Annotated in this window: 16 protein-coding genes and 1 riboswitch; of the genes, 7 read left to right on the top strand and 9 right to left on the bottom strand. The window is 64.1% G+C overall.

Translation table 11 applies throughout. From position 1 onward, the window contains the following. The first annotated feature begins 105 nt into the window (after nucleotides 1–105). Nucleotides 106–1365 carry a DEAD/DEAH box helicase gene (locus AC07P1_RS00680; protein WP_494694040.1) on the top strand — a complete coding sequence of 420 codons (1260 nt, stop codon included), beginning with the start codon at nucleotides 106–108 and terminating at the stop codon, nucleotides 1363–1365. A 140-nt stretch (nucleotides 1366–1505) separates the two neighbouring features. On the opposite strand, the gene AC07P1_RS00675 is transcribed toward AC07P1_RS00680, so the two are convergent. From AC07P1_RS00675 to AC07P1_RS00650, 6 genes are read right to left on the bottom strand one after another with little or no spacing between them, the layout of a single operon-like run. Continuing rightward, nucleotides 1506–1856 carry a translation initiation factor Sui1 gene (locus AC07P1_RS00675; RefSeq protein WP_494694039.1) on the bottom strand — a complete coding sequence of 117 codons (351 nt, stop codon included), beginning with the start codon at nucleotides 1854–1856 and terminating at the stop codon, nucleotides 1506–1508. After that, entirely contained in the window at nucleotides 1853–2833 is a 981-nt protein-coding gene (locus tag AC07P1_RS00670; protein ID WP_494694038.1) for a nucleoside hydrolase, read from the bottom strand. Before AC07P1_RS00670 ends, AC07P1_RS00675 begins: the two co-directional genes overlap by 4 nt. 6 nt (nucleotides 2834–2839) lie before the next feature. Next, nucleotides 2840–3517, bottom strand: coding sequence for a hypothetical protein (locus tag AC07P1_RS00665; RefSeq protein ID WP_494694037.1), 678 nt, complete (start codon nucleotides 3515–3517; stop codon nucleotides 2840–2842). Then, complete coding sequence (locus AC07P1_RS00660; protein ID WP_494694036.1) at nucleotides 3514–4494, bottom strand: MlaD family protein; 981 nt, start codon at nucleotides 4492–4494, stop codon at nucleotides 3514–3516. The genes AC07P1_RS00665 and AC07P1_RS00660 overlap by 4 nt, the downstream gene beginning before the upstream one ends. 21 nt (nucleotides 4495–4515) lie before the next feature. After that, nucleotides 4516–5304 (bottom strand): MlaE family ABC transporter permease, encoded by a 789-nt coding sequence (locus AC07P1_RS00655; protein WP_494694035.1) that lies wholly within the window; start codon nucleotides 5302–5304, stop codon nucleotides 4516–4518. Between the two features lie 40 nt (nucleotides 5305–5344). Then, nucleotides 5345–6220 (bottom strand): LysR family transcriptional regulator, encoded by an 876-nt coding sequence (locus AC07P1_RS00650; RefSeq protein WP_494694783.1) that lies wholly within the window; start codon nucleotides 6218–6220, stop codon nucleotides 5345–5347. Nucleotides 6221–6335: 115 nt separating this feature from the next. Between AC07P1_RS00650 and AC07P1_RS00645 the strand changes: the two genes are divergently transcribed. Continuing rightward, nucleotides 6336–7739, top strand: coding sequence for an MFS transporter (locus tag AC07P1_RS00645; protein ID WP_494694034.1), 1404 nt, complete (start codon nucleotides 6336–6338; stop codon nucleotides 7737–7739). 121 nt (nucleotides 7740–7860) lie between these two features. On the opposite strand, the gene ribB is transcribed toward AC07P1_RS00645, so the two are convergent. Continuing rightward, entirely contained in the window at nucleotides 7861–8523 is a 663-nt protein-coding gene (ribB, locus tag AC07P1_RS00640) for a 3,4-dihydroxy-2-butanone-4-phosphate synthase (protein ID WP_494694033.1), read from the bottom strand. Nucleotides 8524–8618: 95 nt separating this feature from the next. Beyond that, nucleotides 8619–8768, bottom strand: a riboswitch (FMN riboswitch). A 97-nt stretch (nucleotides 8769–8865) separates the two neighbouring features. Between ribB and AC07P1_RS00635 the strand changes: the two genes are divergently transcribed. Both AC07P1_RS00635 and AC07P1_RS00630 read left to right on the top strand, forming a co-directional pair. Further along, the gene (locus AC07P1_RS00635) at nucleotides 8866–11712 is read left to right on the top strand and encodes a M16 family metallopeptidase (RefSeq protein WP_494694032.1); all 2847 of its coding nucleotides are present in this window, start codon (nucleotides 8866–8868) and stop codon (nucleotides 11710–11712) included. A gap of 53 nt (nucleotides 11713–11765) precedes the next feature. Further along, nucleotides 11766–11966 (top strand): hypothetical protein, encoded by a 201-nt coding sequence (locus tag AC07P1_RS00630; RefSeq protein WP_090314373.1) that lies wholly within the window; start codon nucleotides 11766–11768, stop codon nucleotides 11964–11966. 7 nt (nucleotides 11967–11973) lie between these two features. Here the strand turns inward: AC07P1_RS00630 and AC07P1_RS00625 are convergent, their stop codons facing one another. Continuing rightward, on the bottom strand, nucleotides 11974–12372 hold the full coding sequence (locus AC07P1_RS00625) for a VOC family protein (RefSeq protein ID WP_494694031.1): 399 nt from the start codon (nucleotides 12370–12372) through the stop codon (nucleotides 11974–11976). Between the two features lie 141 nt (nucleotides 12373–12513). Between AC07P1_RS00625 and AC07P1_RS00620 the strand changes: the two genes are divergently transcribed. After that, nucleotides 12514–12957, top strand: a complete 444-nt coding sequence (locus AC07P1_RS00620; protein ID WP_494694030.1) for a hypothetical protein — start codon at nucleotides 12514–12516, stop codon at nucleotides 12955–12957. Between the two features lie 3 nt (nucleotides 12958–12960). Here the strand turns inward: AC07P1_RS00620 and AC07P1_RS00615 are convergent, their stop codons facing one another. Then, nucleotides 12961–15399, bottom strand: a complete 2439-nt coding sequence (locus AC07P1_RS00615) for a TonB-dependent receptor (RefSeq protein WP_494694029.1) — start codon at nucleotides 15397–15399, stop codon at nucleotides 12961–12963. Nucleotides 15400–15681: 282 nt separating this feature from the next. Between AC07P1_RS00615 and AC07P1_RS00610 the strand changes: the two genes are divergently transcribed. Together AC07P1_RS00610 and AC07P1_RS00605 are read left to right on the top strand one after the other, a co-directional pair. Continuing rightward, the gene (locus AC07P1_RS00610; protein ID WP_494694028.1) at nucleotides 15682–17082 is read left to right on the top strand and encodes a flavin-containing monooxygenase; all 1401 of its coding nucleotides are present in this window, start codon (nucleotides 15682–15684) and stop codon (nucleotides 17080–17082) included. An 8-nt stretch (nucleotides 17083–17090) separates the two neighbouring features. Continuing rightward, nucleotides 17091–18608, top strand: a complete 1518-nt coding sequence (locus AC07P1_RS00605) for an aldehyde dehydrogenase (RefSeq protein WP_494694027.1) — start codon at nucleotides 17091–17093, stop codon at nucleotides 18606–18608. The last annotated feature ends 4 nt before the right edge of the window (nucleotides 18609–18612 follow it).

The following is an 18612-nucleotide window of genomic DNA, read 5'->3' as shown; positions in this document are numbered from 1 at the left end:
GTCTAAAAGGCCACTTTACCCGAGAACGGCGCCGCATGCCAAGGGATGGCGCTCCCGCATGCTTTATACTGTCGGCCAATTCACACGCTTACTTCATAGGCCAACATGTCATTTGCTTCGCTGGGCCTTGCTCCCTCCCTGATCAACGCTGTCACCGAAATCGGCTATCTGGAGCCGACGGCGATCCAGAGCGCCGCCATTCCCGCCATTTTGCGCGGCGAGGATGTGCTGGGCGCGGCGCAGACGGGTTCCGGCAAGACCGCCGCCTTCGCGCTGCCGCTGCTGCAGGCGTTGCTGGACAACCGCAGCGGGCCGCGCCAGCTGCATGGCCTGATCCTGGTGCCGACCCGCGAGCTGGCGGCGCAAGTGGGCGAATCGGTGCGCAAGCTGGCGTCGCACCTGTCGATGCAGGTCAAGGTGTCGATCGTGTTCGGCGGCGTGTCGATCAATCCGCAAATGATGGCGCTGCGCGGCGGCGCCGACATCGTCATCGCCACGCCGGGGCGCCTGCTGGACCTGATCGACCATAACGCATTGAAGATATCGCGCACGGCGATGCTGGTGCTGGACGAGGCGGACCGCCTGCTGGACCTGGGCTTCAGCGAAGAGCTGAACCGGATACTGGAACTGCTGCCCAAGCAGCGCCAGAACCTGTTCTTCTCGGCGACGTTCCCGCCGGCTGTGCAGGCGCTGGCCGACAGCATGCTGCATCAGCCGACCCGCGTCGAGGTGCTGTCCGAACCGCTGAGCAAGCCCGATATTACTCAGCGCGCGATCATGGTCGATGTGCCGCGCCGTACCATGCTGCTCAAGCATCTGATCCAGGAACAACAGTGGAGCAGGGTGCTGGTGTTCGTCGCCACCAAGTACGCGGCGGAGCATGTGGCCGACAAGTTGAATCGCAACGGCATCCGCGCCGGCGCCTTCCATGGAGAATTCAGCCAGGGCGCGCGCACCGAGGTGCTGGGCGATTTCAAGGCCAGCCGCCTGCAGGTGCTGGTGGCGACCGACGTCGCCGCGCGCGGCATCGACATCGCGCGCCTGCCGGCGGTGGTCAATTACGATTTGCCGCGTTCCGCCGTCGATTACACCCACCGCATCGGCCGCACCGGCCGCGCCGGGGAGAGCGGCGTGGCGATCAGCTTCGTCAGCGCCGAGACGGAGCAGCATTTCCGGTTGATCGAGAAGCGCCAGGATATCCTGCTGCCGCGCGAGCGGATCGCCGGTTTCGAACCGGTGGAGACGCTGCCGCCTACGGCCGATTCGGTCACCGACACCGTCAACGGCGGCATCAAGGGCAAGCGCAAGAGCAAGAAGGACAAGCTGCGCGAAGCGGCCGCCCGTGAGCTACCCTCAGGTGACTAAAACGTTGACCTCAAGGTCATCTGAATCACGTAGGGCGGATTAGCGCAGCGTAATCGGCCATGCACGCTCCGCCGGCGGTTCACTCATGGCCGATTACGGCGTTCCGCCTAATCCGCCCTACGGCAATCAACAAATCAACATTAGCCGCCGGTGCGTTTGGGATTGTGGCCCTGTTTCTTCAACGCCTCCATCACCAGGTCGCAATGATCGCCCTGGATCTCGATCACGCCATCCTTGACGGTGCCGCCGGAGCCGCAGGCGCCGCGTAGCTGCTTGCCCAGCAGGGCCAGCGCCATGGCGTCGAGCGCCAAGCCCTTGACCAGGGTGACGGTCTTGCCGCCGCGCCCCTTGGATTCACGCGACACCTTGACGTTGCCGTCGCCCGCAGGTTTGGCTTTGGCGACCGTTTTGCAGATGCAATCGGCAAGCGGCTTGCCGCAATCGGGGCAAATGCGGCCCGTCTCGGTCGAATAAACGAGTCGGGTGCTCATGGCTCGTCCTCGAGCAGTCGCGGCATCAGGATGTTGAAGAAGCGTTTTTGGTCGGACGCCAGGCAGACCGCCGCATTCGGCTTGCCCGCTTCCTCGCGGGTGTAGCCGTCGTCGCTGACAACGATGCGCAGCGGCGTGGCGGGGCAGGTGGCGGGGTCGATCAACCACGTCACGGGCACGACGTCGAACAGTGACGGCATGTTGCTCGACCAGGGCTGGTAGGCGTCGATCCACTGGTGGTACATCAGCGCCAGCGCGTCGGTGACGGGCGAGCCGTGGCCGAGCAGGGCGTTGCGCTCGACTTCATCGAGGCGTATCTGGGTCGAGTCGAGCGGCATCATCACGATTGGCACGCCGGAGTTGAACAGCTTTTGCGCGCCGCCGATATCGGAGGCGATGTTGTATTCCTTGTCCGCCGGCCGCGATGGCACGTATTGCGATTTGCGGTAGCCGGCGCGCACCGAGCCGCCCATCATCGCCACCTGTTTCAGCTTGCCGAAGGTGACGGGGTCGCGCTCGATCGCGGCGCCGACGTTGGTCAGCGGGCCTAGCGCCAGGAGTGTGATCTGGCCCGGTTGGCGTTTGATCTGGTCCAACAGGAAGTCCACCGCCGGTACCTTGGCCGGCAGCTTGCCGCGCCGGGCGTAGCGCGCCTGCGTGAACGGCTGCGGATTGCCTGTGCTGGCGATGCCCTGTGCGACCGGGATGCCGGTGTGGCCCGTCTCGCGCAGCATGCGCTCCAGCAGTTGCGCGCGCAGCGCGGTGTCGCCCCAGGCGGTGGTGATGCCGACGATCTCGATCTCCGGGCTTTGCAGCAGCAGCGCCAGCGCGAACGAATCGTCGATGTCGTCGCCGATGTCCATATCGACGATGACCTTGATTTTTTCGGCGGAATGGGCCGGCGGCGCCAGCATGGTGCAAGACAGTGCGAGTATCGCGAGCAGGCCGCGCAGCGGCCGGGATAGTGAGTAAGTCATTCGTCGTTAGATTTTATTGGTGATCAGGTCGATGCGGCGTTTGATGCGCTGCGTTTCCGCCGTATCGCCGGCTTGTTCCGCACGCATGGCTTGCACGCCGAGCCACGCCAGCAGCGGCCGGCGCCAGCCTTGTGCCGATGCGGTTTCCACGGCGTCGGCCAGCAACGCTGGCGTGGCCTTGTTCGCGCGCATAAGCACGCCGGAGGCGACCAGTTTCGATAGCGGGTCCGCGATCGCTTGCGCGGCGCCGGCGGCGGCCGTGTCGCTGGTCGCCGCGGCAACCGGCTGGTGCTGCGCGGGCAGCAGCGCCGCATCGGCGGCGGTGGCGCGGCCGGACAGATAGGCCGCGTAGGCGCGGTCGGCCGGGCCGGCGTCCGCCGCCAGCTTGTCGAAGCCGGCGCAGTCCTCGAACACCAGCGACGCCACGCGGGCCGCGCAGCGTATCAATTCGGCGCGGATGATCAGATCGACCTTGCCGGTGCTGCCCAGCGCATCGCGGGCGCGTTTGTATTCGGCTTCTTCCACGCGGGCGTTGCCGGTCATGTAGGCGGCGGTTGAGCGTTCTATCGAGCTTTGGGCGTTCATCTGCCAGTCCGGCACCGGCGGGTTGTTGCCGCAGGCGGCCAGCAGGGCGGCCATGGCCGTTGCCATGGCTGCGGCGATCGGCGGAGCGGTATTCTTCATGGCAGTTTGATCTCCGTATCGCGCTTGAACGGCCATTTTTTATTGATTTCGTTGACCAGTTGTTCGACCCGTCGCAGGCTGCTTTCCACCTCGGCGCGCAGCGTGCCCAAATCGGCGGTGGCTTCCTTGGCGTTGGCGCCGACGGCTTGCGCCTCCACCAGCACCGCGTCCATTTTCTTGAGGCTGTTGCGCGCGTCGGCCAGCAATCCGTTCAGCTGGACGATGGTGGCCTGCGCGTCGGTCACCACGCCCTGTGGCCCGAAGACCTGGGTGTCGGCGTGGCCGATCAGGCTATCGGCCTTGATCGCCAGCGCGTTGACGGTGACCAGCAGCTTGTTGGCGCGCTCGGTCAATTGCTGCGCGTTTTTGTCGTCGCCGGCGATCAGTCCCATGGCGCCCGATGGTCCGTTCAGTTTTCCGGTCACGCCCTGGATGTTGGCCAGGCTGGCCGCCAGCGCGGAATTTTCCGCCGTCAGCGTGTTGAGGTTTTCCAGCAGATCACGCGCCGTGGCCAGCAGGCGCGGGATCTCGGCGCCCGGATCGCCCACCAGCAGCGAGCGCGCGGCACCTTCCTCCAGCGGCGGGTCGGTCGGAATGCCGGTGAAGGCGCGCAGCTTGGCGCCGCCCACCAGCCCGCGTTCCAGGGTGAAGATGCTGGACTTGCGCAGCCAGTGCGCGTCGTCGCGCGGCACGTCGACGACGATGCGGGCCTTGCCTTCCTTGCTCAATTCGATGCGGCGCACGCGCCCGATCGGGAAGCCGGCGAAGGTGACGTCCATGCCGACGACCACGCCCTCGGAGTCGTCCGCCTCCAGGAACAGCGTCTGCGTGGATTCGAAGGCGCCGCGCGCGTACAGTAGATATACCGCCGCGCCGGCGACCAGCAGCACCATGATCACCAACAGCACGGCGGCTTTGAATTCGGCGTTGCGCACCGGCGGGGCGGTGTGGGTTGTTTGGGTTGGTTGTTCAGTCATGGTTTTTGAGGCTATCGCCGCTTAGTAGTAGTTGCCCATCAGTGAGGCCACTTCGATGAGGAGGATCATGGCGAACAGCCGCACCATGTCCGACAGGCCGTGCGTGACCTTGACGCGGAAGTTGGCGCCGAAGTAGAACGAGGACGCCATCGGAATCAGGCCGACGGCAAAACTGAAGAACACGACCTTCAGCACCAGTATCAGCGTGACGGCGGGGTTGAACACCTGGCCGACCACGCGCGTGTAGCCCGTCAGCGCCCATGGCGTGAAGCCGTACAAGGTCAGATAGGCCAGGATCAGGGTCAATACGCAGCTGACGGCGGCCAGCATCCAGACGGCGAAGACGCCGGCGGCCACGCGCGGGAAAAATTCGCTGTGCAGCTCCTGCACGGTGGCGACGGTGCCGGCGCCACGTCCTTGCGAGAACTCCAGGCCGGCCGGCAAGGTGGTGCGCAGGGCGACGAAGGCGGCGGCGGTCAATGGAATCAGCTCCAGCACCAGCACGCGCACCACCATCTCCAGCGCGAAGCGCGACAGGCCGTAGCTTTGCGAGGTGACCACCACGATACGGATCAGCACCAGGCTGACCAGCGCGGACAGCACCCCGAACCAGGCCAGGTTGGGCACCGTGTCCGCGACCAGGTGGCGCGCCAGCACCGGACGGTTGGCGCGGCCGTATGTGGCCGGCGTGAACGCGACCGACAGCATCAGCACGGCGAACTGCGCCAGCCGCCACCAGGTCTGCAGCCAGTCGACCGCGCCATGGTGGAGCCGTTGCAATATGGATGGAGTCGATGCTTGAGCGTTCATGTTGGCATCTTAGCACCGGGATGGCGCGGGGAGGTGTTCGTCATCGTACCTGGCTTCCCGGGAAGCTGTCGATGATGGCGTCGGCGGCGGCGCGTACGCGCGCGCTGCGACTCAGATCGCTGTGCATCACCAGCCAGACGTCGTAGTGGTCGACCCGGTCCGGCCAGATGCGCGTGAGCCGAGGATCGGCGTCGGCCATGTGGCAGGGCAGTTCGGTCACGCCCATGCCCTTGCGCGCCGCCTCCAGCAGCATCAAGCCGCTATTGACCTCGATCGCCACGCGGGCGTTGGCGACCGGCTCCAGGCAGATTTTCTCGCGGTGGCGCGGCGCCACCGCGCTCTGATAGATCACGATGTCATGGCCCGCCAGGCCGTTGCCCGGTATCGGCATGCCGCGCTCTTTCAGGTATTCCGGCGTGGCGTATAAGCCCATTCCGCGTTTGGTCAGGTGGCGCGAGATCAGGTCCGGGCTGGTTGGCTTGAGCGTACGCACGGCCAGGTCGGCCTCGCGGCGCGTCAGGCTGGTGATTTCGGTGCCGGTGCTCAGGACGATGAGGATTTCCGGGTGCGTCACGTGCAGGCGGCGCATGGCGTCGATGACGAAGTGGCTCGCCATCGTGTCCGAGGTGGTGACGCGCACGACGCCGGAGAGGCGGTTGTCGATGCCCTGCATTTCGCGCTGAAAGCGCAGCGCCGCCTGTTCCATCGATTCGGCGGCGGTGACGGCCAGTTCGCCGGCCGGCGTGGCCATGTAGCCGGACGGGGTGCGCAGGAACAGGCGCGCGCCCAGCGAATCCTCCAGCGCGTTGAGGCGCCGGCCGACCGTGGCCTGGTCGATATTAAGCTCGCCGGCGGCTGCGCGCAGCGTCCCTTTGCGGTAGATGGCCAGGAAAATCCTGGCGTTGTCCCAGTCCATGGTGAGTCGGCTCGTCACTCGGGATGCATTTTTGCATCAGAGTGCCGATGTTATGCGTATTTACCGCATTGCGCAAGCGGCCTAAGATGGAATGGATCTTTGTGAAGGACGCTCCATGACAATCCAATCCAGCACCGCGACGGCCGTTTCGGCGCCCGCCCGCCAGGTTCCCCCACTGCTGATGCTGATGACCTTGGCCATCGGCTTCGTGATGGCGATGATCGACGTCACCGCCGTCAACACCGCCTTGTCCGATATCTCCGTGAGCCTGCAGGTGCCGCTCACAGGGCTGGTATGGGTGGTGGACGGCTACACGCTGACCTTCGCCGCGCTGCTGCTGGCTGGCGGCGCGCTGGCCGACCGCTTCGGCCCCAAGAACGTCTATCAGGGTGGCTTGAGCGTGTTCATACTCGGCTCGGTGGCGTGCGCGCTGGCGCCGAGCGGCAACGCGCTGATCGCCGCGCGGTTGCTGCAGGGCGCCGGCGCGGCGCTGTTCATGCCCAGCTCCTTAAGCCTGCTGACGCATGCTTACGAGGACCAGGGCACTCGGGCGCGCATGCTGGGCACCTGGTCGGCCATCGTCGGATGCTCGGCGACCGCAGGTCCGCTGGTGGGTGGTTTGCTGGTGCACGAATTCGGATGGCGCAGCGTGTTCTGGGTGAACGTGCCGATCGGTCTGGCCGGCATCGTGCTGACGCAGATGCTGGCGCCGGCCACGCCGCCGCACCGGCGCGCGTTGTCGATGTTGAGCCACGCGCTGGGCGTGGCGGCGCTTGCGGCGTTGAGTTTTGTGCTGATCGAAGGGCCGGTTCTGGGCTGGATGTCGGCGGCGGTGCTGGCGTCGGCGTTGGCCGCTGTGGTCTGCGGCGCGCTGCTGGTGGGGCGAGAGCGCACCGGGGCGCATCCGCTGCTGCCGCGCGCCTTGTTCGATACGCCGGCTTTTGCGGCGGCCAACGGTGTTGGATTTCTGATCAATTTCGCGGTGTTCGGGCAGTTGTTCCTGCTTAGCCTTTATATCCAGCAGGGCGGGGCGGATGCGCTGGACACTGGATTGAAGTTGATACCGATGATGGGGGCTTTCGCCGTTGGCAATCTGAGTTCCGGCGCCATTGTGGCGCGGGTTGGGACGCGGCCGCCGATGTTGTATGGGCTGTTGGTGGGGGTGGGGGCGGCGCTTGTGATGTTGACCGGGCTGTCGCCGCAGACGCCATACTGGCTGCTGGTGATGGGGACTATCGTGATGAACGTCGCCATCGGGATCGCGATTCCGGGGATGACGGCGACGGTGATGCTGGTGGCGGGCCGGGCGCATGCCAACAGCGCCGCCGCAGCGCTGAACGCCAATCGCCAGATCGGCGCGCTGGTCGGCGTGGCGATGATGGGTACCGTGTTGCATGTGACGGGGGATTGGGCGTGGCGCTTGCCGATGGCGTTCGGGTTGGTGACGTGCGCGTACGCGGCGGCGTTGGCCCTGGTGTATTTTTATGTGAAGCCTCTGAGTTCTCGTGGAGACACGTAGGGCGGATTAGGCGGAACGCCGTAATCCGCCAATGCATGCGCCGTCGAGACGCATGCATGGCGGATTACGCTGCGCTAATCCGCCCTACGTGTTTTCATTGCGGATCAGAGACCGTTGTGGATCAGACGTTACGGGTCTTGCGCCACTCGATCATCTCTGCGATCGTCAAGATCGGCATCGCGTGCAGCTCGGCGAAGCGTTCGATCTCGGCGCCGCGCATCATCGTGCCGTCGGGGTTCATCAACTCGCACAGCACCGCCGCCGGCTGCAGGCCCGCCATCGCGGCCAGGTCCACCGAGCCTTCGGTATGGCCTTTGCGCGCCAGCACGCCGCCCGGCGTCGCCCGCAACGGGAACACATGCCCGGGATGCACCAAATCCCCCGGCCGCGCTCCGGACGCGATGGCGGTGCGGATCGTCGTCACCCGGTCGGCCGCGGAGACGCCGGTGGTGACGCCTTCACGCGCTTCGATCGATACCGTGAACGGCGTGCCGTAACGACTGCCGTTGTCGACGGCCATCGGCGGCAGCTCCAGCGCGCGCACCTTGTCGGCGCTCAGGCAAAGACAAACAATGCCGCTGCATTCGCGGATCATCAACGCCATCGATTGCACGGTGATTTTTTCAGCGGCGACGATCAGGTCCGCTTCGTTTTCGCGGTCGAAATCATCAAGCAGGATCACTGGCACGCCGGCGCGCATGGCCTCGAGCGCGGCGGCGATGCGGCCGTCCAGATCATCCGAAACCAGGGAGTAGGGGGATACAGCGGATACTTGGTCAAACATGGTGGAACGCTCCTCGCATTAGCGAAAAACGCAACAGGGCAAGCGAATACGCGCGGCCCGCCACACCGATCGCTCGGGCGGGAGGCCGCGTCACCGCACATCTTCTTTCATCCGGACTATACCGTCGGCTCTGGAGTCGCACCAGATCTGCTGACCCTTTCCGGTAAGCCGGAAAGGCGCTCGCGGGCTTGGCCATCGCTGGCCTTACCGCCGGTGGGGAATCGCACCCCGCCCCGAAGACGTAAGTTGGCGCCTGCCGGTCGGCAGGCGAACGAGGATTCTAGCCCAAATCAGGATTTTCAGTGTAAGGTAGCTTTTTCCGATTTTTATACTGTCTGCCGAATGAAATTGATTAAATTGCGGGTGCTGTCCGGGGCGTTGCTGTTGTCGTTTTCCTTTCTGGCGCAAGGCCAGGGACAAGTTGAGGGCCAGGGCAAGGAGCCCCCGCTTAAACTAAGCGACGTGCTGCCGATCGGCCCCCAGGTCAAGGTTGGCAAACTGGCAAACGGCCTGACATATTATGTGCAGAAGAACGCGCGTCCCGAGAAGAAGCTGGAACTGCGGCTGGTGGTCAAAGCAGGTTCCATCCTGGAGGACGACGACCAGCAAGGGCTGGCCCACTTCACGGAACATATGGCCTTCAACGGCTCCACCAATTTCAAGCGCAACGAGTTGGTATCGTATCTGCAGTCGATCGGAGTAAAGTTCGGCGCCGACCTGAACGCCTATACCAGCTTCGACGAAACCGTCTACATCCTGCCGATACCGACCGACAAAAAGGAGATCGTCGAGCAGGGCTTCCAGGTGCTGGAGGACTGGGCGCATGGCCTGTCCTTCAATAACGCCGACATCGACAGCGAACGTGGCATCGTGCTCGAAGAACTCCGCATGGGCAAGGGCGTGGACGACCGCATGAACAAGGTGGTGCTGCCGAAGGTGCTCAATGGGTCGCGCTACGCGCAGCGCATGCCGATCGGTAAAGAAGACATCATCAAAAACTTCAAGTACGACGCCATCAAGCGCTTCTACCGCGACTGGTATCGTCCGGATCTGATGGCGGTGGTGGTGGTCGGCGACATCGAGCCGGAAGCGGCGAGGAAGCTGATCGAACAGCATTTCAGCAAGTTGAAGAACCCGGCGAACCCGCGTCCGCGCGAATACGCCAAGATCCCCGAGCGCCAGGAGTCGGAAGGCATCGTCTTCACCGACAAGGAAGTCAGCAGCAACTCCGTTTACATTCGCTATCCGATCCAGCCCTGGCCGGCCGGCGAGACCCTTGCAGATTACCGCCAGAAGCTGATCGAAAACCTGTACAGCTTTATCCTCAGCCAACGCATGTACGAATTGACGCAGCAGGCCAACCCGCCTTTCCTGCAAGGCGGCAGCGGCATGAACAAGATCGTGCGCGGCTACCGTTCGTTCGGCGCCGGCGCGGTGCTGGGCAAGGGCGGCGTGACGCCGGCCATCAACGCGCTGGTGGAGGAGGACGAGCGCGCCCGCCAGTACGGCTTCACGGCCTCCGAAGTGGAACGGGCCAAGAAGGGCATCCTGCGAACCTACGAGAATCTGTACAACGAGCGTGACAAATCCGATTCGTCCGACTACGCGGCCGAATACATCCGTCACTTCCTGGAGGATGAAACCATCCCGGGAATCGCCGCCGAATACCGCTATGCGCGCGAGCTGATTCCGGATATCTCCCTGTCGGAAGTGAATGCCGCCGTCAAGGTCGCGATCCCGGACAACCAGAGCAAACTGGTGATCTATACCGGCGTCGACAAGGCCGGCGTGGCGACCCCGAAGGCGACCGATCTGGTGGCCATCGCCAACGCGGCAGAAAAGATCAGCGTCAAGGCGCAGGAGGAGAAAATCTACGCGAACCAGTTGATGCCGGTCCTGCCGAAGCCGGGCACCATCGTCAAGCAAACCGCCAACGCGAAGCTTGGCACCACGGAGCTTGTGTTGAGCAACGGCGTCAAGGTGGTGCTTAAGCCCACCGACTTCAATAACGACCAGGTGATGATGGCGGGCCTGCGCTACGGCGGCTGGTCGCTGTTCGACGACAAGGATGTCTTCGCGGCCCATTACGCCAGCAGCATTGTCGGTCAGATGGGCATATTGAATTACACGCCGAACGACGTGGTGAAGGTCCTGGCGGGGAAAAGCGTCAGCTCCCAGGCCAGCGTCAATTCGCTCAACGAGTCGGTGTCCTGCGGCTCCGGCAGCGACGATATCGAGTCGATGTTGCAGTTGGCCTATCTGCAGATGACGCAACCGCGCAAGGATGCCGCCATTTACAGCGCTTACGTCGATCGCCAGCGCGAGCTGGCGCAGAACAATATGGCACGGCCGGAGTCGGTGTTCTACGATACGATCACCGCGACGATCTACAACAACAGCCCGCGCGTGCTGCGCGCGGCCAAGCCGGCCGACTTCGATCAGCTGGCGCTGGACCGTGTGATGGAGATCTATAAAAGCCGTCTGTCGAGCGCGCGCGATTTCACCTTCTTCATCGTCGGCAGCTTCGATGTGGAAAAGATCAAGCCGCTGATCGCGACCTACCTGGCCAGCCTGCCGACCGCCGAAATCCCGGTGGCCTTCAAGGATGAAGGTGTGCGTCCGGTGCGGGGCGTGGTGAAGAAGGAGGTGCGCGCCGGCGCCGATCCGAAGAGCACCATTTCGCTGTCGTTCACCGGCGAAGCCAAATACTCGCGCGAGGAGCGCATGCGGCTGCAGGCGCTGGTCGAGGTGTTGAATATCAAACTGATCGAGGTGCTGCGCGAGAAGATGGGCGTTATTTACAGCGGCGGCATGAACGGCTCGCTGAACCGCATCCCGTACGGGAACTACTCGATCAGTGCCAATTTGCCGTGCGCGCCGGAGAACGTCGACAAGGTGATCGCCGCGACGTTCGCCGAGATCGAGAAGATCAAGCGGAACGGCGCCGACGAGGCGGACCTGAACAAGGTCAAATCCGCTTGGCTCAAAGGCTACCAGAAGGGCATGCGCGAGAACGGCTACTGGATGGCGTCCCTGCAGAACGCCTTCTTCAACGACAGCAATCCCGAGGATATCCTGAAGTACGAAGAGCGCGTGCAGGCGCTCAAGCCGTCGGATTTGAAGGAGGCGGCCACGCGCTACTTCGACATGAATAATTATGTGCAGGTGGTGCTGTACCCGGAGAAGTAAGCCTGCCGCCTGTTACACTGGAGGCTCGTACCCACCCGATGTAGAGGTAAATCATGGCAAAGAAAAAAGAGGAACTGGATCCGGAAACCCTGGAATTGATCAACTGGTGTATCGAGGTCGAGGGTTTCCTGGTCAAAGGTGGCGCGACGGTGGCGGAGGCGCAGGATCACATCGAAGAGCAGGTCGAATGGTTCACCGACCAGTTCTACGACGGCCTGACGCCGGAGGAAGCGGCCAAGGAGGCGTTGGCCTGATTTTGCGTTAAAGACCGGCGGCGTCGTGGCAGACGACGCCCAGTTTGTTCCCCTCCGGGTCGCGGAAGTAGGCGCCATAGTAGCTGTCGTGGTACTGCGGACGCAGTCCCGGAGGTCCCTCGCATTGGCCGCCATGCGCCAGTGCCGCCGCGTGGGCGCGGTCGACCGCCTCGCGCGAGGTCGCCATCAGCGCGATCATCTGGCCGTTGCCGCATCCCGCCGGCTGGCCGTCGTACGGTTTGCCGATGATGAACAGCGGCCGTCCGCCTTCCGCCGGCATCCACGCCGCCCACGGCCTGGCCGGATCGCTGAAGCGCAGGCGCGTGCCGAGAGCCTCCATCATCCCGCTGTAAAACCCGAACGCCTTTTCGAAATCGTTGGTGCCGACGTAGACATGCGATAGCATTGGTTCTCCACAGACGAGTGTCAATTCGATAATTATATACGTGAAGAAACGAGTTTTCAGCGGCGCGCCGAAAGATCGCCGGCGCGCTTATGCTTTAATAGCTTAAATGACAAAACAATCTGGCGTGGGGAGGATGCAATGATGAGGAGAGTTCTTTTCCTGACGGCCGCGCTCTCGGCCTCGTTGGCGCTCGCCGGCGCGCCGACGACGGCCTGCGCCGCGCCGGTGCGGCACGATCATCCGTACATCGGCATCTGGAAAATCACGCTGCCCGACGGCTCCTGCAGCGAGACCTACCGGGTGCGCGGTGACGGCAGCACGCTGGTGTTCAGCAACGAGGAGGTGGCCGAGTCCACCTTCGTCATCGCCGACCAGCCGGACAAACAGGGCTTCTACAAGTCGGTCGATACCCTCGTCAAGGACAACGGCAAACCCGATTGCGCCGGCCAGATCACCAAGCCGGGGCGCTCGGTCACCAACTACCTGCTGTTCCATCCCGGCGGCGACATGTTCCTGATGTGCGTGGAGCGCAGCATGGAGCGCTGCATCGGCCCCTTCGTGCGGGTCGAGGGTAGCGCCATCTAAGTCCTACAGGTTGCCCCTCAACTCCAGCGAGACGGTGCGCGGGGGCGTGACGATGGCGTACGGCAGGCCGAATGGCTTGGTCTGGCCGTCGAGCGTGTGCACATACTGTTTGTCGAACAGATTATTCACCAGCAGGGCGATGCCGAATTTGCCGTTGGCGTTGTCCCAGCCCAGACGGAAGTCGGCCTTGCTGCGCGCCTGGCCGGTGCGGAAGGCCGGCGCGTTCAGGCATTGCAGCGCGCGCGTGTCGTCGTTGCAGCGGGCCTTGCTCTGATAGGTGCCCTGCAGGGTGGTGCTGATCCTGCCGCCCAGCGCTTCCCAACTAGCGTTGACGCCGCCCATGCCGTTGAAGGTCGGCGTGCCGACCGTCTGGCCGGACAGGTCCAGGGCCGCGCCGCTGTCGTCGATGGTGAGGTAACGCTTATAGGTCTGGTCGATCAGCTCCAGCCCCGCGAACAGCGTCAGATTCGGCGATACGCGGATGCGGCCATCGAGATCGAGTCCCTTTGCTTGCTGGTCGCTGTTGACCACATTGTAGGTCGGTATGGGGCCGGTGCCGCCAAGCTTGATGTCCTGCAGGTTCTTGAAACGGTAGGCGAACACGGAGCCGTTGAGCGTGGCCTTGATGGATGGGACATACAGTTTGAAGCCCAACTCCAAATTGGTCATTTTCTCGGGATCGTAACTCGGGTCACGCTGTCTGGGGTTGGCGGAGGCCGGATTCGGCGGCGTGAAGACATTGAAGCCGCCCGCCTGGTAGCCTTTCGACAGGGAGGCGAACAGCAGCAGGTCCGGCGTCAGCTTATGGTCCAGCACCAGGCGCGGACTCCAGTCGGTCCAGCTTTTCGTCGACTGGACCGGAGTGGCCGCCAGTTGACCGGCCGCGTAGAAGATCTGGTTCGACGGCAGCGCCGAGGCGTCCAGTCCGGCCAGCGGACCATAGGTGTTGAGCAGGGCGTCGAGCGCCGGCGACGCGCGCCCCGGCACGTGCCATTCCATGTTCTTGCGGTCGCGGCTCCAGCGCAAGCCCAGGGTCAGGTTGGTGGACGGCGTGGCGTGCCAGATCACGTCCTGATAGACCGAGAAGGCGCGCGTCCGCAGGTAGTTGTGGGTGGTTTCGCCCCACGGGAAATTCGACGACGCGTCGACGCCGGGAATGCCGGCCTGTCCCAGCGCGCCGAACAGGCCCGCCAGGTCGGCGTTGCCGCCGCTGAGCAGGCTGACGTTGTCCAGGGTCGCTGTATTGAGCAGGGCGGTTGATGATTGCCGCTCGCGGTTGTCGTAGAAGCTGGCGCCGGCGATCCAGTCCAGGTGCTCGGTTTTTCCGGACAGCTTGAATTCTTGCTGCCAGTTGTAGGCTTTTTTCTGGTCCGTGTTTGCCAGCGAGAAGCCGCTGCGCGCGGTGCCGTCGTTGTCGGTCAGGTTGTAGGTGGAGAAGGTGCGGTAGGCCGTGATCGAGCGGAGTGTGAGCGCGCCCAGCGGCAGCTCCGCGCGCAGGCTGGCGCCGTCGAAGGTGCGGCGCTCGCTGCCGCCGGTGTCGTTCTCCAGCGGCGCCTTGCGCGGATCGACGAAGTTGGCCACATAGGCGGCGTCGTAGACCCCAGTGAAGCCGGCGAACGGCAGCGCCGGGTCCTTGACCACGCCGAAAGCCGGCCAGCCTTTCTGGCGCAGCTGCTCGTGTTCCAGGGTCAGGTTCAGGGTAGCGTCGCTGATTTTTTGTTTGAGCGAGAGCCGCGTGGCCCACGACTTGTCGCCGGCGGTCCGGTCGCCGGTGGTGGCGTTGCGCACCCAGCCATCGCTCTCGGCGCGCACGAACACCAGCCGCGCCGTCGTGTTGTCGGCCAACGGCAGGTTGACCATTGCATCCATATTGGCGCGACCATATTCGCCGACCTTGAGGTGGCCGTTCATGTCGAACGTCTGATCCGGTTCGTTGGTGACGACGGAGATCGCACCGGCGGCGCTGTTGCGGCCAAACAGCGTCCCTTGCGGCCCCTTGAGTACTTCGACGCGCTGGATATCGATGAAGTTCATCAGCGCGCCGCCGGTCTTGCCGGTATAGACCCCGTCGACATAGATCCCGACCGGCATGTCGGTGCCGATGCCGAAGTCGCCCGCCTGCACGCCCCGTATGCCGAAGATCGGCTGCGTGGGCTGGGTGGCCTCCACCTCCAGGCCGGGAAGATAACCATTCAAATCGCCCAGGTTCCTGGCGCCCAGGTTGCGGATATCCTTGGCCGTTACGACCTCCATCGAGATCGGCACCTCCTGCGCCGATTGCGATCGCGATTGCGCGGTGACGACCACCTTCTGTATGTCGTCCTGGGCCAGCGCGCCCAGGGGCACGGCGGCGGTGCCGGCGAATGCCACGGCGATGCTGCGCGCCAGTGTGCGCAAGGCGACCTTGCGGCCGGACGTCCCCTGTTTTTCGTTTGTCTTCACGATATCTCCCGTTGATATGTTTGGTCTTACGGACTGGTCTTTTTTTTAAGCTTCTGTCATCGAATGTAGTCGCGCGCCGGACCGGCAAAGGGGCCGGATCGGACACCGGAGGACGCCGGTGTGGCCAAACAGGCCCCGGTGTTGCGTGGCCGCCCGAACGGCGGCGTTGGCCGGAAATGCTCCCTGCCTGTCCCTTTGGCCCCCGTGCGGCGGCCACTTTGTTTGCACAATGAACTCGCATAATGAGTTCGCACAACGCAACGACATACATGGGAGACTGAGATGGCACAAGAGCACATGGACCAGATTACCGACTGCGGCAACGCCGTCTGCGTGATCGGCGCGGGGCCCGGCGGCCTGTCCGCCGCCCGGGCCCTGAAAGGAATGAAGCTGCCGTACGAGCAGTTCGAACGTCACTCGGACGTGGGCGGCATTTGGGACATGCACAATCCCGGCAGCCCGATTTACGAATCGGCACACTTCATCTCGTCGCGCGACCTGTCGGGCTTCATCGGCTTTCCGATGCCGAAGTCCTATCCGGACTATCCGACCAACCAGCAGATATTAAGCTATGTGCGCAGCTATGCCGACGCCTTCGGCCTGCGCGAGGCGATCCGCTTCAATACCCCCGTGCGGGACGTGCGCAAGGACCATGACGGCAAATGGGTGGTGACCCTCGGCGACGGCGCCCGCCGGCGCTACCTGGCCGTGATCTGCGCCACCGGCTGCAACTGGGACCCCAACATGCCCGAGATCAAAGGCCAATTCAACGGCGAGATCCGCCATTCGGTCACCTTCAAGAGCAGCGATGAATTCAAGGGCAAGCGGGTCATGATCGTCGGCGCGGGCAATTCCGGCGCGGACATCGCCTGCGACGCCGCCACCCGCGCCGACAAGGCCTTCATCAGCATGCGGCGCGGCTACCATTTCATTCCCAAGCATCTGTTTGGGCTTCCCGCCGACCAGGTGGGCGAGAGCGGTCCCCCGCTGCCGATCTGGGTCGCGCGCCCGGTCATGAGCTTGCTGCTGAAAATGTTCACCGGCGATCTGACGCGCTTCGGCCTGCCCAAGCCGGACCACCGCCTGTTCGAGAGCCATCCGCTGCTCAATTCCCAGCTGCTGCACAACCTACAGCACGGGAACATCGCGGTCAAACCGGACGTCTCGCATTACGACGGCGACGACGTCGTCTTCAAGGACGGCAGCCGCGAGGCGCTCGACCTGGTGATCTACGCCACCGGCTACAAGTGGAGCTGCAAATACGCCGGCGAATACTTCGAATGGCGCGGCGGCAGGCCGCAACTGTATCTGTCGATGTTCAGCCGCGACCACCGCAATCTGTTCGGCATCGGCTATGTCGAAACCAACTCCAGCGCCTACAAGCTGTTCGACACCGAGGCTTTCATGATCGCCGCCTACCTGCGCGACCAGCTGGACAACCCCGGCAAGGCCAGCCCTTTCGACGCGCTCATCGCCAGCGACGATCCCGATCTGTCGGGCGGGCTCAAATTCGTCAAGTCGCAGCGCCACGAGGTGTATCTGGAGGCGCACGCGCTCAAGTCCTATCTGAAGCGCCTGCGCAAGAAAATGGGATGGCCGGAATTGAGCGAGTCCTATTACGACAACCTGCGCGACAGCGTGGCCGCCTCGCGGCCCGCCGCCGGCTTGCGCGCCGCCGCTTGAGGATGAACATGGATAAGACACTGCAGTACTACCAAGCACGGGCCGCCGGCCTGGATGTCGAAACGCGGGCCCTGATCGGCGGACGCTTCGTCGACGCCATCTCTGGCAATCGCCTGGATACCGTCAATCCCGCCAACGGCGCCCGCCTGGCAAGCATCGCCAGTTGCGGCGAGGCCGATGTCGACCTCGCGGTGGGCGCGGCACGGCGTGCCTTCGATAACGGCGACTGGTCGCGGGCCTCGCCCAAGCACCGCAAAAAGGTGCTATTGCGGCTGGCCGACCTGGTCGAGGCCAATCTGGAAACGCTGGCGCTGATGGAAAGCCTGGATTCGGGCAAGCCGATACGCGACGCGCTGTCCGCCGACCTGCCGGACATGATCGAGAGCCTGCGCTGGCACGCGGAGGCGGCCGACAAACTGTACGACCAGGTGGCGCCGACCGCGCCGGATGTGGTGGCGATGATCGTGCGCGAGCCGATCGGCGTGGTGGGCGCGGTCCTGCCGTGGAATTTTCCGATCTATCTGGCGGGATGGAAGATCGGCCCATCGCTCGCCAGCGGCAACTCGATCGTCATCAAGCCCGCCGAGCAAACCACCCTGACCGCGCTGATGCTGGGCCGGCTGGCGCTGGAAGCGGGCATTCCCGACGGCGTGCTCAATATCGTGCCGGGCTATGGCGAGACCGTGGGGCAGGCCATGGGCCGGCACCGCGACATCGACTGCATCAGCTTTACCGGTTCGGGCGAGGTGGGGAGGCTATTCCTGAAGTACTCGGCCGAGTCGAATCTGAAGCGGGTGGTGCTGGAATGCGGGGGCAAGAGTCCGGCGCTGGTGCTGGCCGACGCCTTCGATCTGCCGCGTGTGGCGCAGCAGGTCGCAACCGGCGCGTTGTTCTGCCAGGGCGAGAATTGCAGCGCCGGTTCGCGCCTGATCGTCCATCGTTCGCGCAAGGACGAGTTGCTGGCGGAGGTCAAGCGCGCCTTCGACGAATGGCGGGTCGGCGACCCGCTCGATCCGGCCACCCGCGTCGGCGCGCTGATCGAGCCGGGACACATGCGGCGCGTGCTGGGGTATATCGCCGGCGGCAGGGAGCAGGGCGCGCAACTGGTGCACGGCGGCGCCCAGGTGCGCCTGGACAGTGGCGGCAGCTTCGTCGAGCCCACCATTTTCGACGCCGTGCTGCCGTCGATGACGATCGCGCGCGAGGAGATATTCGGGCCGGTGCTGTCGGTGATGGAGTTCGACGACCTGGCGCAGGGCGTGGCCATCGCCAACGACACAAGCTATGGCCTGGCGTCGTCGGTCTATACCAGCAACCTGGATTCCGCCCACGGCGTTGCCAAGTCCATCCGCGCCGGCACCGTGTCGATCAACTGCTTCTCCGAAGGCGATACCGGGGTGCCGTTCGGCGGCTACAAGGAGTCTGGTTTCGGCGGGCGCGAAAAATCGCTGCTGGCACACGACCAGTACACCGAGACCAAGACCATCTGGATGCAGCTGGGCGCGGCCGGCCATAAAAACAACTAAGACC

This window comes from Duganella sp. GW821-FHT07F09 (assembly GCF_059418705.1).
The sequence above is the reverse complement of the archived record's forward strand: the minus strand, read 5'-3'. Positions and strand labels throughout refer to the sequence as shown.